Consider the following 13,192-nt stretch of genomic DNA (forward strand, 5'->3'; position numbering starts at 1 on the left):
GAAACGCCCGGTCCCATTCCGAACCCGGAAGCTAAGCCTGCCCGCGCTGATGGTACTGCACTCGGGAGGGTGTGGGAGAGTAAGTTACCGCCGACACTAAAAACAACAACAACTCAATAACACACGGAGCACCCCGGACAGACACCACGTCTGACCGGGGTGTTTCTTTCACGATTCCGGATTCCCAATACATCCGGCAACGGGTACCGTCTATTCGGTTGCCAGTTATCTCTACGTTGGCGCACCGGGGATTCACCCCGAAGATCGGGGAAGACCCCGATGTTCCGTATGCTTTATGCGGTTAACGTGGTTCTTCAAGAACTAACTAGTGCAGGAGAAGACTTTTTATCATGACAGAGAACGGGTCTCCGGAGACCGTGGACAACGCCGACAACGTGGCCGCCGCTGAGCAGGCCGGCCAGCCGGCAGGGGGCGTCGAATACGCCGCCCGCGCAGTTGATCTGCACAAGCTGTACGGCGAGGGTGAGACCGCGGTGACCGCGCTGGACCACGTCAACGTCGCGTTCGCCAGGAATCAGTTCACGGCGATCATGGGCCCCTCGGGTTCGGGAAAGTCGACCCTCATGCACTGCATGGCCGGCCTCGACTCGGCGACGTCCGGTTCCGCGCTCATCGGAGACACCGATTTGTCCCGCCTGCGGGACAAGGAGATGACGGATCTGCGCCGCGATCGGCTGGGCTTCATCTTCCAGTCCTTCAACCTTGTGCCCACGCTGACGGCCGCGGAGAACATCACGCTGCCGTCCGATATCGCGGGACGCGACGTCGATAAGCAGTGGTTCGAGGAGATCACCACCCGCCTCGGCCTGGCCGAGCGCCTGACCCACCGCCCGGCGGAGCTCTCCGGCGGCCAGCAGCAGCGTGTGGCGTGTGCCCGCGCTCTGGTGTCCCGCCCGGACATCATCTTCGGTGATGAGCCCACCGGTAACCTCGACTCGAACTCGGCCGCCGAGGTGCTCACCATCCTGCGGACTGCGGTGGACCAGGATGACCAGACGGTGGTCATCGTCACCCACGACGCCAAGGCCGCCTCCTACGCAGACCGCGTCGTCTTCCTCGCCGACGGGCGGCTGGTCAACGAGCTCATCGACCCGACCATGGACGACATCCTCGCCGCCATGGCCGGCGTCGAGCGCTAGGCCGGGGGAGTACTCGTGGCGAAGAACTCCACCATGCGCAAGGTCAGCCTGCGCAACATCGCGGCGCACAAACTGCGCCTCGCGCTGACGGTCCTGGCGGTCGTGCTCGGCACGGCCTTCATCTCCGGCGCGTTCATGTTCACCAACTCCCTCGACTCGACGTTCAAGTCGGCGGTCAGCAGCGCCTACGACGGTGTCGACGCCGTCGTGAGCCCGGGCGAGGACCTCCCGGGCATCCCGGCGTCCCTCCGCGAGGACATCGCCGCCGACGACAAGGTCAATGACGTCAACCTCACGGCGTCGCAGAGCGTCGTCATGGCCAACGACCGGGAGGAGCCCTTCCAGGTCGGTGGCGGCACCTCATCGTTGGCTCCCTGGTACGAGTCCGAGGAGGTGGTCGGTGCCCCGCACGCGATCGTCGAGGGCGAGTCCCCGGAGGCGGCGAACGAGATCGTCATCAACAAGGAGGGGGCCGAGAACTTCGGGATCTCCGTCGGCGATGAGCTCCTGCTCGTCGATCCGCAGGAGCGGCACGACGTCGTGGTCACCGGCATCTACGAGGTGGAGCTCGACTCCCGCAACGTTCTCGCCGCGTACATGCCCGAGGCCGACTTCCTCGACCGCTACACCCTCGAGGGCACGACGAACCAGCTCATCCTGTCCGCCGCGGAGGGCACCAGCGACACCGATCTGGTCGCCCACCTTGAGGAGAACTACGAGGGCATCGAGGTTGAGACGGGGGACGCTCTCGCCGAGCGGCTGACCGAGGTGATGTCCGATGCCCTGTCGTTCGTCAACTACTTCCTCATCGCGTTCGGCCTCGTTGCTCTGCTGGTCGGCACGTTCCTCATCGCCAACACGTTCTCCATGATCGTGGCGCAGCGCACCAAGGAGTTCGCGCTTCTGCGCGCGCTCGGTGCCGCCCGGCAGCAGATCACCCGGTCGGTCGTCTTCGAGGCGCTCATCGTCGGCCTCATCGGTTCCGCCATCGGCGTACTCGCCGGCATCGGCCTGGTGGCCGCCATCAAGGCGATCATGTCGATGCAGGGCCTCGAGCTCCCCGACTCCGGGCTCGGCCTGTCGACGTCCGCCGTCATCGTGCCCATCATCCTGGGCACCCTGGTCACCATCATCTCCGCCTGGATCCCCGCCCGCCGCGCCGGCGAGGTCAAGCCCGTCGAGGCGATGCGCTCCAGCGAGGCGTCGACGGATCAGCCGCTCAAGACCCGCACCATCATCGGACTGCTGCTCATGGGTGTCGGCATCGCGGCCGCCGTCGCGGGCGCGGTCATGGGGGATTCGTCCACCTCCACCCGCGCGTCGCTGGTCGGCGTCGGTGCCGTCGGCGTCATCGTCGGCTTCTTCTTCGCCGGCCCCGCCATGTCACTGCCCATCGTGCCGACGCTCGGCCGGATCATCGGCCTGCCCTTCGGGGCCGTCGGCAAGCTGGCGTCGACGAACTCGCGCCGCAACCCGCGCCGCACCGCGGCCACCGCCTTCGCGCTCACGCTGGGCGTCGCCCTGGTCACCGCCATCGGCATGCTCGGTGACACGATGAAGGCCTCGATTTCCGACGTCGTGGAGAACAACACCAACGCGGACTTCGTCCTCTCCGGCCCGACCAACTCCAACTTCCCGACGCCCGCCGGCACCCCGGATGCGGTCCGCGACGTCGAGGGCGTGGAGAAGGTGCTCACGATGTCCACCGCCCCCGTGCTTGTCGACGGGGCCGCCTCCCAGGCCATGGGCCCGCACTCCATGACCATGGTCATCGACGGGGACGTCTCCGAGATGGCGCAGATCGACGTCACCGAGGGCACCTCCGACCTCGAGTCCACCCCGGGTGTCCTGGTGACCACCGTCTTCGCGGAGCGTCAGGGATGGTCGCTGGGCGACACCCTCGAACTCACCGCCCCGGGAGTCGGGGCAGACCCGCGCGACATCGAGGTCGTCGGCATCTTCGAACCGAACAACATGATCCAGAACATGGTCATCTCCGACCAGAACGTCGACGGCATGCTCCCGCCGGGGGCGATGAGCGTCGCCATGGTCGGCGTCAACGGTGACGGCTCCGTCAGCGAGGACGAGCTGCGCGCCAACCTCGAGGAGGCCGTCAAGGGACTCATCGTCGTGCAGGTGATGAGCACCGAGGAGATGGCGGGCCAGGCGGGTGAGGCCATCGACCTCATGCTCAACATCCTCTACGCCCTGCTGGCACTCGCGGTGATCATCGCGGTGCTGGGCATCGTCAACACGCTCACCCTGGGTGTCATCGAGCGTCGCCAGGAGATCGGCATGCTCCGTGCCGTCGGCTCGCAGCGACGCCAGATCCGCACCATGATCACCCTCGAGGCCGTGCAGATCGCCGTGTTCGGCGCCGTCATGGGTATCCTCATCGGCCTCGGCCTGGGCTGGGCCTTCCTCGAGGTGCTCAAGGACGAGGGCCTGGACACACTGTCCGTGCCGTGGGGACAGCTGGCCTGGATGCTCGCCGGCTCCGCGGTGGTGGGCGTCGTCGCCGCCATCTGGCCGGCCAACCGGGCGGCCAAGACCCCGCCGCTGGACGCCATCTCCGACTAGGGGCGCGCCATGAGCAGCCACGCCACCGCCAGCCCGGCGGTGAGCGTGGCTGTCGCGTATCCGGCGACGAGAGCGTGACGACGCGCCTGCAGCAGATCCCCGATCTCCCGGGCCAGCGTCGACCACGTGGACAGGGCCCCGGCGAAGCCGACCCCGGCGGCCAGCGCAGGCAGCCCGCCGTATCCCAGGGTCAGCCCGAGCACCACCACCGCCACGAGGTTCGCGGTGAACGTGCCCCACAGACCGCCCGGCCAGCCGGCCAGCAGGGACCGCAGCGCCCCGCCGAGGAAACCGCCGAGCGCCACTGCCAGAACCGCGCTCATGGGTGCCTCCCGGCCAGCACATCCCCCAGCCACCAGGCGGCCACACACCCGAACAGTGTGGCGGCGACGTAGCCGGCCGCCTCCGGGAGGGGGAGGTCGGCGGTGAGGTACGCGAACGTCGAGAAGCTCGTGAAACCCCCGAGGACGCCGGGCCCCCAGAAGACGCCGGGGCGCAGCCGGCCCATGAGAAACGCCCCCACGACGTTGACCCCGAGGAGGGGGAGAACGCCGTCGAGGGCGAAGCGGGCCACGGCGCCGAGGGCGGCACCGAGGCCGGTGAGGGCGGCGTCGCGGAGCACGCTACTTCCAGTCACTGCCCTGGGCACGCAGGAAGGCGGCGACCTCCTCCGGCGTCGCTCGGAGCTTCGGGTCGAACTTGAGGTACGCCTTCGTCTCGCGGGCCACGAGGCCGGAGAGGATGAGCAGGCCGACGAGGTTCGGCAGGGCCATGAGGCCGTTCGCCAGGTCGGAGAAGGACCACACGAGGTCAAGCTCCACGGTCGCGCCGATGAGGGCGGTGATGGTGAACAACATGCGGTAGGGGATCGTGCCGATGCGGCCGACGAGGGACTCCAGGGAACGCTCGCCGTAGTAGGACCAGCCGATGAGGGTGGAGAACGCGAAGAAGATGATCGACAGGGACACGATCGTGCCGCCCCACTCGCCCGGCAGGGCGGTGGAGAAGGCGTTGGCCGTCATGACGCCGGCGGTCTCGCGGCCGGTGTCCCACACACCGGCGGTGACGATGACCAGGCCGGTGATGGTGACGACGATGAGGGTGTCGATGAAGGTCTGCGTCATGGAGACGAGGCCTTGACGCACGGGGTGGGAGGTCTTCGCGGCGGCCGCGGCGATGGCGGCGGAACCCATGCCCGACTCGTTGGAGAAGATGCCGCGGGCGACACCGAACTGGATGGCCAGCATGATGCCGGCGCCGACGAAGCCACCGGTCGCTGCGGTGCCGGTGAAGGCGTCGGTGAAGATGAGCGCCAGGGCGGCCGGGATCTGGCCGGCCTGCAGGATGAGGACGACGATGCCGGCGGTGACGTAGAGGATGATCATCATCGGGACGAAGGCGGCGGTGATGCGGCCGATGGCCTGGATGCCGCCGAGCAGGACGGCGCCGACGAAGATGAAGATGATGACGCCGGTGAGCATCGGATCGATGCCGAAGGTGCCCTCCATGTTGGAGGCGACCGCGTTGGCCTGCGTCATGTTGCCGATGCCGAAGGACGCGATGACCGCGAACGCGGCGAAGGAGACGCCGAGGATCTTGCCCAGCGGGCCGGAGATGCCGCGCTTGAGGTAGTACTGCGGGCCACCGGAGATCTCACCCTTGGCGTCGGTGGTGCGGAAGCGCACACCGAGGAACGCCTCCGTGTACTTCGAGGCCATGCCGACGAGGCCGGTCACCCAGATCCAGAACAGCGCACCGGGGCCACCGACGGAGATGGCCGTGGCCACACCGACGATGTTGCCGACGCCGACGGTGGCGGCCAGCGCCGTGGTCAGCGCCTGGTAGTTGGAGATGTCACCCTTGCCGTCGGTGTCGGAGTTGTCGATGAGTCCGTGGCGCATCGCTCGTCCCAGGGTGCGGAACTGGATGCCGCCCAGGCGGACGGTGAGGTACAGGCCGGTGCCGAGGAGGAGGGGGATGAGGACGAACGGTCCCCAGACGACACCACCGGCGGTGTCGAAGGCGTTCTGCAGCGATTCCATGCGCTCAAGGTACTACCAGAGTGTGGCGCCGGCCACATCGGGGAGCGGTGTGCTCGTAATGTCATTCAAAGGGTGGAGGGGCACTGCCCCCTGCCGGGGGTGGCAGACGGGCAGGGGGCGGGCGCACCCGTGCGGGGACCGGGGCCGGCGACGACAATGGGAGGGGACTGTTGGCGAACACCGTTTTCAAGGAGAGACATGGCACACGAGCGCGCAGGCCAGCCGGCCCGTCCCGAGGACCTCATCGACATCGCGGAACTGGTCACCGCGTACTACACCCGCGAGGTCGACGTCGACAACCCGGACCAGCAGGTCGCCTTCGGCACCTCCGGTCACCGCGGATCCTCCCTCGACAACGCCTTCAACGAGCAGCACATCTGGGCCACCACCCAGGCGATCGTCGACTACCGCCGTGAGAACTCCATCGGCGGCCCGGTCTTCGTCGGCCGCGACCCGCACGCGCTCTCCGAGCCGGCGATGGTCTCCGCCCTCGAGGTGCTCCTCGCCAACGACGTCGCCGTGCTGGTCGACGACCGGGGCCGCTACACCCCGACCCCGGCCGTCTCCCACGCCATTCTCGCCCACAACGCCGGCCTCGCCGGTGGCGTGACCGGCACCGACCCGAAACGTGCCGACGGCATCGTCATCACCCCGTCCCACAACCCGCCGCGCGACGGTGGTTTCAAGTACAACCCGCCGTCCGGCGGCCCGGCCGACACCGACGCCACCGACTGGATCGCCGAGCGCGCCAACGAGTACCTGCGCGCCGACCTCGAGGGTGTCCGGCGCACCCCGGTCACCGGCGTCCTCGACGAGCGCGCCGAGAAGTACAACTTCATGGACACCTACGTCCGGGATCTGCCCAGCGTCGTCGACATCGAGGCCATCCGCGACTCCGGCCTGTCCATCGGCGCCGACCCGATGGGTGGCGCCTCCGTGGACTACTGGGGTGCCATCGCCGACACCCACAAGATCAACCTCACCGTGGTCAACCCCGAGGTCGACGCCACCTGGCGTTTCATGACCCTGGACACCGACGGCAAGATCCGCATGGACTGCTCCTCCCCGGACGCCATGGCCTCCCTCATCGCCAACCGTGACAAGTACGACATCGCCACGGGCAACGACGCCGACGCCGACCGCCACGGCATCGTCACCCCGGACCACGGCCTCATGAACCCCAACCGCTACCTGGCGGTGGCCATCGAGTACCTCTTCGCCAACCGCCCGGAGTGGGCGGCGGACACCGCCGTCGGCAAGACCCTGGTGTCCTCCTCGATGATCGACCGCGTCGTCGCGAAGCTCGGCCGGAAGCTGGTCGAGGTGCCGGTCGGCTTCAAGTGGTTCGTCCCGGGCCTCATCGACGGCTCCGTCGGCTTCGGCGGTGAGGAGTCCGCGGGCGCCTCCTTCCTGCGCCGCAACGGCCAGGTGTGGTCCACCGACAAGGACGGCCTCATCCTCGACCTGCTCGCCGCGGAGATCACCGCCGTGACCGGCAAGACCCCGTCGCAGCGCTACGCCGAGCTCGCCGCCGAGTACGGTGCCCCCGCCTACGCGCGTACCGACGCCGAGGCCAACCGCGAGCAGAAGGCCATCCTCAAGGCGCTGTCCCCGGAGCAGGTCACCGCCACCGAGCTGGCCGGCGAGCCGATCACAGCGAAGCTCACCAACGCCCCGGGCAACGACGCCGCGATCGGCGGCCTCAAGGTCACCACCGAGAACGCCTGGTTCGCGGCCCGCCCCTCCGGCACCGAGGACAAGTACAAGATCTACGCCGAGTCCTTCCGGGGTGAGGAGCACCTCCGCCAGGTGCAGCAGGAGGCGCAGGCTGTGGTCTCCCAGGTGCTCGGCCAGTAGGACCCTGTGATATTCGCCGATATGGTGAAATTCATATGGGCTGCAGGTAGGTGCGTGCACTAAGGTCTGGGGATGTGTCCACTACTGAACAGGCCCTGATGACGTCGGCAGGCACCCGGGAGAACCCGGGCGCCGAGGCCGACGTCTCCTCTTCCCCCGGCGCCGGCTTCTGGTCGGGACGCACCGGGCAGCGCATCCTCGACGCCATCAGCGCCTTCGCGCGCTTCTACATGGCGTACGTGTGGATTTCGGCGGGCATCCCCAAGCTCAACGACCACATGAACATGACGCAGGCGATCGCCGCGTACGAGATCTTCACCCCTTACTGGTCGGATCTGCTGGCGCGCCTCATCGGCCCGCTGGAGATCGCCGGCGGTGTCCTGCTGCTGCTGGGCATCTTCCTCCGCCAGTCGAGCAAGGTGGCGTCCTGGGTGATGGTCCTGTTCATCGTCGGCGTCGCCTCCGCATGGGCGCGCGGCCTGGCAATCGACTGCGGCTGCTTCAACATCGAGCCCAACACCGACGGGCAGGCCATGGACTACCTCATCACCATCCTGCGTGATCTCGTCTTCCTGGCGCTGTCGCTGTGGACGGTCTACCGTCCGTTCAAGCGTTTCGCCCTTTACCCCTGATTCACCCTGAATAAGCAAGGAACAGCAACTGTGAGCAAGTCCACCAAGGTCAGCAACCCCAACTCCAAGGGCGGCAGCGGCTTCATCTGGGCCATCGTGGCGGTCGTCGCCATCGCGGCCGTGGTCATCGGCTACATCGTCATGTCGGGCCAGGGCAAGAAGACCGAGCACCTCGCCGAGCGGGAGACCATCGACGTCGCCTTCGAGTCCGAGTTCTCCGACAACGCCGTCACCCTGCGTTCCGCCGACGCCAAGGCGGACGCCGAGGTCGTCGACCTCTACGAGGACTTCTCCTGCTCCTACTGTGGTCAGCTGGCCGTCAACACCGACGAGCAGATGCAGGCCGCCGTGGAGGAGGGCGACCTCGTGGTCAACGTCCGCACCCTCAACTTCCTCGACCGCGGCAGCATCGACGGCCACTCCACCCGCGCCGCCGCCGCTGTCCTGGCCCTGGCCGAGGCCGGCGAGACCGACGCCTACTGGAACCTCCGCGCCTACCTGATGGAGGACCAGCAGGACATCTACAACAAGTGGTCCAACGACGACTTCGCCGACGCCGCGAAGCAGTTCGGTGCCTCCGACGAGACCGTCGAGAAGATCCGTTCCGGCGAGAACGTCGAGCCGACCAACGCGCTGGCCACCGCCAACGCCGACAAGCTCAACACCGAGACCGGTTCCGTGTCTTCGCCGCGCGTCATCCAGGACGGCCAGGACGTCGAGGTCGCCGACATCAACCAGTGGATGGACGTCGTCCTCGGTTAATGTCCGATTGCTTGTCGACGTCCCGCGCGGGACGTCGACAAGCAATTGACCAGGGGATTTGGTTCTGAAGCGCGTGGGCGTGTACATTGAAGCAAGTTCCAAGGGGCTATGGCGCAGCTGGTAGCGCACCACACTGGCAGTGTGGGGGTCAGGGGTTCGAGTCCCCTTAGCTCCACTACACAACTGAATAACCATCACGGGGCTATGGCGCAGCTGGTAGCGCACCACACTGGCAGTGTGGGGGTCAGGGGTTCGAGTCCCCTTAGCTCCACTCGTGAAAAGAGGCTCACCTTCGGGTGGGCCTCTTTTTGTACTCATTGCTCATCGGATTCCGCGGCGACGTAATGTAAGAGGTATCCACGAACGCACCTGCGTCGAACCGACCGAGGAGTTTCCGTACCCATGTCCTTCAACGATGATGTCTTCCGCACCCTGAGCACCGAGCAGTCCCTCGCCTACCTGGAGGACGTGCAGCCCGGCCGCATCGTGATGCGCCGCAAGGAGGACATCGAGATCTTCCCCATCAACTTCGTCGTCGACGGTGAGTCCATCTACTTCCGCACCGCGGAGGGTTCCAAGCTGTTCACCCTGAGCCTCAACCAGGACGTCCTCTTCGAGGCCGACGGACTCAAGGGCGAGACCGCCTGGTCCGTCATCATCAAGGGCACCGCCGAGGTCCTGGAGAAGCCGGCCGACATCGACCACGCCGAGACCCTGGGCCTCAAGCCGTGGGCCCCGACCCTCAAGTACAACTGGGTGCGCATCAACGCCTCCGACATCTCCGGCCGCGAGTTCGAGGTCGGCGAGGAGCCGGAGCGCTACTAGTCTGGCGTGTATGACTGACGTATTCACCAAGCAGCCCCGTGAGCCCCGATCCGCAGAAGCGGAGGCCGCGGGGCTGCGGTGGCTCCGGGAGGCCTCCGACTGCGTGGCAGAGGTGGTGGGCCTCGACGCGGAGCGCAATATCCTGCAGACCCGCCGCGTGCACGAGGTGAGCCCCTCCCAGGACGCCGCGCGCCAGGCCGGCCGGGAGCTGGCCCGCATCCACACCGCGGGCGCCGGGGCCTTCGGAGCCCCGCCGACGGGCTGGGAGGGGCCGAACTACATCGGCACGCAGGAGCAGGAGTGCACCCCGCACGAGCACTGGGGTGAGTTCTACGTCAACCAGCGGGTCCTGCCCTTCGCCCGCCGCGCCGTGGAGGCCGGGAACCTCGACGCGGAGGGGATGGCCCTGGTGGCGCAGGCGTGCGCCGCGGTGGTCGTGACGCGGTGGGACGTCGCACCCGCCCGCATCCACGGTGACCTGTGGGCGGGCAACCTGCTCTTCTCCGACGAGGGCCCCGTGTTCATCGACCCGGCCGCCCACGGCGGGCACCCCCTGACTGACCTGGCGATGCTCGCCCTGTTCGGTGTGCCGTTCCGGGAGGACGTGTGGCGCGGCTACCAGGAGGTCACGCCGTTGCCGGAGGACTTCCGGGAGTATTTCCCCCTGCACCAGCTCCACCCCCTGGCGGTGCACACCCTCACCCACGGGCGCAGCTACGCCCGGCCGCTGGTGACAGCGGCGCGGGAGACGCTGGAGAAACTGGGCTAACGCCACCAGGTGTCGTGCGGGCCCGGGGCGAGGTGCCGCTTGTGGGCACCGATGCGCCACAGGTGCTCGAGGCGCGCTCGTGCCTCGTCGGGCACGTCGCGGCCCTCGAGGAAGTCGTCGATGTGGGCGTAGGTGACGCCGAGTGCCTCCTCGTCGGGCAGCGCCGGCCGGTCGTCCTCGAGGTCGGCGGTGGGGATCTTCGTCCACGTGGCCTCCGGGGCCCCGAGCTCCGCGAGCAGCTGCGCCCCCTGGCGTTTGTTCAGGCCGGCGAGCGGCAGGACATCTGCGGCCCCGTCGCCGTGCTTGGTGAAGAACCCGGTGAGATTCTCCGCGGCGTGATCCGTGCCGATGACGAGGGCGGAGACCTCACCGGCGAGGGCGTACTGGGCGATCATGCGCTGGCGGGCCTTGACGTTGCCCTCGTTGAAGTCGCCGAGTTCCTCCCTGCCCAGGGCCGCAGTGACGGCCCCGGCCATCTCGCCGGTGGCGCCGGCGATGTTGACGGTGAGGCGGTGGTCGGGGTTGATGAAGTCAAGCGCCATCTGCGCGTCGTCCTCGTCGGCCTGCACGCCGTGGGGCAGACGCACCGCCCAGAACTCGGCCTGTCCGCCCTCCGCGCGGAGCTTCTCGACGGCCAGCTGCGCCAACCGGCCCGCCAGCGTGGAGTCCTGCCCGCCGGAGATCCCGAGGACGTAACCCTTCATGCCGGTGACGCGGAGGTAGTCGACGAGGAAGTTGACGCGGGCGGTGACCTCCGCGGGGGCGTCGATAAGCGGTTGGACGTGAAGCGCGTCGATGATGTCGTTCTGGAGCGAGGCAGGCTGGGTCATGGCACCGATCCTAGCCGCGTGGGTGAGCGCTAACCCATGTCGTAGTAGGCCACGAGCGTGCCACAGGGCAGACAGCGGAACAGGAGCGTGGCGGTCCAGCCGTGCTCGACCAGTGTGGGAAGAGGCGATACACCACGGGCACAGGGATTTCGGCCGGCCGCCGAGCCGGTACCTGGGTCCCACATAGTCCCAGCTGGTCTGCTCCCCGCCGCACGCGCGGGTCGGGGTGGTGACGGGACGAGGGGAGGCACGTTCGGGGACATGGACAGCGATCCCGGTTCTTCGCCACGAGTGCCACCCGGGGATCGTTTTGGAGGTTGCGTGCGGCGTGGGGTAACATACTCCCTCGTGTCATGGCTGTATGGCCATGTTGGAAAAGTCGCATCGTAACTGAATTCGCGCATACAGAAAGGAGCGCCCGATGAAGGTCCGCAAGTCGCTTCGGTCGCTGAAGAACAAGCCGGGCGCCCAGGTTGTGCGTCGTCGCGGCAAGGTCTACGTGATCAACAAGAAGGAGCCGCGCTTCAAGGCCCGCCAGGGCTGAGCGTTCTCCGCTTATCGACGAGCTGCCGCCCGTCCGGATACTCTCCGGACGGGCGGTTCTCCGTTGGTGGGGTGGTGCCACATGTCTATGTATAACGATTGGATAACGGGAAAGTCGGGCGAGCTGGGGAAATCACAGCGTTGTGGTTCCGCCGGTGTTGTTCGGCGCCGCGAAGGGGGTCAACATGTGGGCGGCGGGGGAGTGTCATCCTGGGAATATCACGTGTGTAACTACTAAATGTAGTGCTGGTTGCGGGTAACGACCACAAAGTATAGTGTCGTTGGTGTCGCCGCCGGACGGGGCAGGAATCATCTCCACCACCCTCTCCGCGGCCTGCTGAATCTACAGACCACGACCCGTTCGCCGAGAAGAATGAGGACCACTCCCATGTCCATCACCCTCTACACCAAGCCCGCCTGCGTCCAGTGCAAGGCCACCGAGAAGGCCCTCGACCGCGCCGGCCTGAAGTACGACACCGTGGACATCAGCCTCGACGATGAGGCCCGCGACTACGTCCTGGCCCTCGGTTACCTGCAGGCCCCGGTCGTGGAGGCCAACGGCGAGCACTGGTCCGGCTTCCGCCCGGAGCGCATCAACAGCCTCACCGCTGTCGTCGCTTAACGCACTGCCCGCCCCTGATCGGCCCCGCCGGGAGTCAGGGCCGACGACAATCCCCATCCCCACGCCGCCCACGAGACGCCGGGCGGCGTTTCGTTTAAGGACGTGAACCAACGATGCTCGTCGTGTACTTCTCCTCCGTGTCGGAGAACACGCGTCGTTTCGTCGAGAAGCTGGACCTCCCCAACGTCCGCATCCCGCTGTACAAGCACGAGGAACCCCTCATCGTCGATGAGCCCTACGTCCTCGTCTGTCCCACCTACGGCGGCGGCGCGGGTCTCACCCACCAGAATTCCCGCCCGGTCCCCTCGCAGGTGATCCGCTTCCTCAACAACGAGCACAACCGCAGCCTCATCCGCGCGGTCGTCGCCGGCGGCAACTCGAATTTCGGCTCCGACTTCGGGCTGGCGGGGGAGATCATCGCACGGAAATGCCACGTCCCCTACGTCTACCGCTTCGAGCTGATGGGCAACCCCGAGGATGTGCGTATCCTGCGGGAAGGGCTTCTCACCAACGCGGAGGCCCTGGGGCTCGAACCCCAGACGACCTCCTGCTGACACCACACTTCACCTG

The 13,192-nt window shown here is 67.2% G+C and carries 14 protein-coding genes, 2 tRNA genes and 1 rRNA gene; 13 read left to right on the forward strand and 4 right to left on the reverse strand.

What is annotated here, in order from left to right; genetic code table 11:
- From rrf to B9Y70_RS00015, 3 genes are all read left to right on the forward strand, one after another.
- Window positions 1-96 (forward strand): 5S ribosomal RNA (rrf, locus tag B9Y70_RS00005); the annotation flags it as partial.
- A 254-nt stretch (window positions 97-350) separates the two neighbouring features.
- Window positions 351-1,160, forward strand: coding sequence for an ABC transporter ATP-binding protein (locus B9Y70_RS00010; protein WP_085548227.1), 810 nt, complete (start codon window positions 351-353; stop codon window positions 1,158-1,160).
- Window positions 1,161-1,193: 33 nt separating this feature from the next.
- Window positions 1,194-3,740: an ABC transporter permease gene (locus B9Y70_RS00015; protein WP_205410399.1), complete on the forward strand. Its 2,547-nt coding sequence runs from the start codon at window positions 1,194-1,196 to the stop codon at window positions 3,738-3,740.
- Here B9Y70_RS00015 and B9Y70_RS00020 read toward each other — a convergent pair.
- From B9Y70_RS00020 to B9Y70_RS00030, 3 genes are read right to left on the reverse strand one after another with little or no spacing between them, the layout of a single operon-like run.
- A complete protein-coding gene (locus tag B9Y70_RS00020; RefSeq protein WP_085548229.1) occupies window positions 3,737-4,063 on the reverse strand; it encodes a fluoride efflux transporter FluC in 327 nt (108 codons plus the stop codon). The two genes, B9Y70_RS00015 and B9Y70_RS00020, sit on opposite strands and share 4 nt — an antisense overlap.
- Window positions 4,060-4,362, reverse strand: a complete 303-nt coding sequence (locus B9Y70_RS00025; RefSeq protein ID WP_085548230.1) for a fluoride efflux transporter family protein — start codon at window positions 4,360-4,362, stop codon at window positions 4,060-4,062. The genes B9Y70_RS00020 and B9Y70_RS00025 overlap by 4 nt, the downstream gene beginning before the upstream one ends.
- Before the next feature lies 1 nt (window position 4,363).
- Entirely contained in the window at window positions 4,364-5,782 is a 1,419-nt protein-coding gene (locus B9Y70_RS00030) for an alanine/glycine:cation symporter family protein (RefSeq protein WP_085548231.1), read from the reverse strand.
- Window positions 5,783-5,980: 198 nt separating this feature from the next.
- Between B9Y70_RS00030 and pgm the strand changes: the two genes are divergently transcribed.
- From pgm to B9Y70_RS00065, 7 genes are all read left to right on the forward strand, one after another.
- Window positions 5,981-7,639: a phosphoglucomutase (alpha-D-glucose-1,6-bisphosphate-dependent) gene (pgm, locus tag B9Y70_RS00035; protein WP_085548232.1), complete on the forward strand. Its 1,659-nt coding sequence runs from the start codon at window positions 5,981-5,983 to the stop codon at window positions 7,637-7,639.
- 74 nt (window positions 7,640-7,713) lie between these two features.
- Entirely contained in the window at window positions 7,714-8,271 is a 558-nt protein-coding gene (locus tag B9Y70_RS00040; protein ID WP_338025207.1) for a DoxX family protein, read from the forward strand.
- 30 nt (window positions 8,272-8,301) lie between these two features.
- Complete coding sequence (locus B9Y70_RS00045; RefSeq protein ID WP_085548234.1) at window positions 8,302-9,033, forward strand: DsbA family protein; 732 nt, start codon at window positions 8,302-8,304, stop codon at window positions 9,031-9,033.
- 102 nt (window positions 9,034-9,135) lie between these two features.
- Window positions 9,136-9,208 (forward strand) — tRNA-Ala (locus tag B9Y70_RS00050).
- A gap of 23 nt (window positions 9,209-9,231) precedes the next feature.
- Window positions 9,232-9,304: transfer RNA gene (locus B9Y70_RS00055), tRNA-Ala, on the forward strand.
- A gap of 131 nt (window positions 9,305-9,435) precedes the next feature.
- Window positions 9,436-9,858 (forward strand): pyridoxamine 5'-phosphate oxidase family protein, encoded by a 423-nt coding sequence (locus B9Y70_RS00060; protein WP_085548235.1) that lies wholly within the window; start codon window positions 9,436-9,438, stop codon window positions 9,856-9,858.
- 10 nt (window positions 9,859-9,868) lie between these two features.
- Window positions 9,869-10,627, forward strand: a complete 759-nt coding sequence (locus tag B9Y70_RS00065) for a fructosamine kinase family protein (RefSeq protein ID WP_085548236.1) — start codon at window positions 9,869-9,871, stop codon at window positions 10,625-10,627.
- Here the strand turns inward: B9Y70_RS00065 and nadE are convergent.
- Window positions 10,624-11,457: an ammonia-dependent NAD(+) synthetase gene (nadE, locus tag B9Y70_RS00070; protein ID WP_085548237.1), complete on the reverse strand. Its 834-nt coding sequence runs from the start codon at window positions 11,455-11,457 to the stop codon at window positions 10,624-10,626. The two genes, B9Y70_RS00065 and nadE, sit on opposite strands and share 4 nt — an antisense overlap.
- A gap of 421 nt (window positions 11,458-11,878) precedes the next feature.
- Between nadE and ykgO the strand changes: the two genes are divergently transcribed.
- The 3 genes from ykgO (at window position 11,879) to nrdI (ending at window position 13,176) form a co-directional block, all read left to right on the forward strand.
- Entirely contained in the window at window positions 11,879-12,001 is a 123-nt protein-coding gene (gene ykgO, locus B9Y70_RS00075) for a type B 50S ribosomal protein L36 (RefSeq protein ID WP_005511141.1), read from the forward strand.
- Between the two features lie 387 nt (window positions 12,002-12,388).
- Window positions 12,389-12,622 (forward strand): glutaredoxin-like protein NrdH, encoded by a 234-nt coding sequence (gene nrdH / locus B9Y70_RS00080; protein WP_085548238.1) that lies wholly within the window; start codon window positions 12,389-12,391, stop codon window positions 12,620-12,622.
- 113 nt (window positions 12,623-12,735) lie between these two features.
- Window positions 12,736-13,176 carry a class Ib ribonucleoside-diphosphate reductase assembly flavoprotein NrdI gene (nrdI, locus tag B9Y70_RS00085; protein WP_085548239.1) on the forward strand — a complete coding sequence of 147 codons (441 nt, stop codon included), beginning with the start codon at window positions 12,736-12,738 and terminating at the stop codon, window positions 13,174-13,176.
- The last annotated feature ends 16 nt before the right edge of the window (window positions 13,177-13,192 follow it).

It is taken from the genome of Corynebacterium pollutisoli, assembly GCF_900177745.1.
Lineage (GTDB): Bacteria > Actinomycetota > Actinomycetes > Mycobacteriales > Mycobacteriaceae > Corynebacterium > Corynebacterium pollutisoli.

Excerpts from the sequence above, each read along its gene's own strand:
- nrdH (WP_085548238.1), top strand. The coding sequence starts at position 12,389 with ATGTCCATCACCCTCTACACCAAGCCCGCCTGCGTCCAGTGCAAGGCC.
- nadE (WP_085548237.1), bottom strand. The coding sequence starts at position 11,457 with ATGACCCAGCCTGCCTCGCTCCAGAACGACATCATCGACGCGCTTCAC.
- B9Y70_RS00065 (WP_085548236.1), top strand. The coding sequence starts at position 9,869 with ATGACTGACGTATTCACCAAGCAGCCCCGTGAGCCCCGATCCGCAGAA.
- B9Y70_RS00020 (WP_085548229.1), bottom strand. The coding sequence starts at position 4,063 with ATGAGCGCGGTTCTGGCAGTGGCGCTCGGCGGTTTCCTCGGCGGGGCG.
- ykgO (WP_005511141.1), top strand. The coding sequence starts at position 11,879 with ATGAAGGTCCGCAAGTCGCTTCGGTCGCTGAAGAACAAGCCGGGCGCC.
- B9Y70_RS00030 (WP_085548231.1), bottom strand. The coding sequence starts at position 5,782 with ATGGAATCGCTGCAGAACGCCTTCGACACCGCCGGTGGTGTCGTCTGG.
- pgm (WP_085548232.1), top strand. The coding sequence starts at position 5,981 with ATGGCACACGAGCGCGCAGGCCAGCCGGCCCGTCCCGAGGACCTCATC.
- nrdI (WP_085548239.1), top strand. The coding sequence starts at position 12,736 with ATGCTCGTCGTGTACTTCTCCTCCGTGTCGGAGAACACGCGTCGTTTC.
- B9Y70_RS00010 (WP_085548227.1), top strand. The coding sequence starts at position 351 with ATGACAGAGAACGGGTCTCCGGAGACCGTGGACAACGCCGACAACGTG.
- B9Y70_RS00015 (WP_205410399.1), top strand. The coding sequence starts at position 1,194 with ATGCGCAAGGTCAGCCTGCGCAACATCGCGGCGCACAAACTGCGCCTC.
- B9Y70_RS00060 (WP_085548235.1), top strand. The coding sequence starts at position 9,436 with ATGTCCTTCAACGATGATGTCTTCCGCACCCTGAGCACCGAGCAGTCC.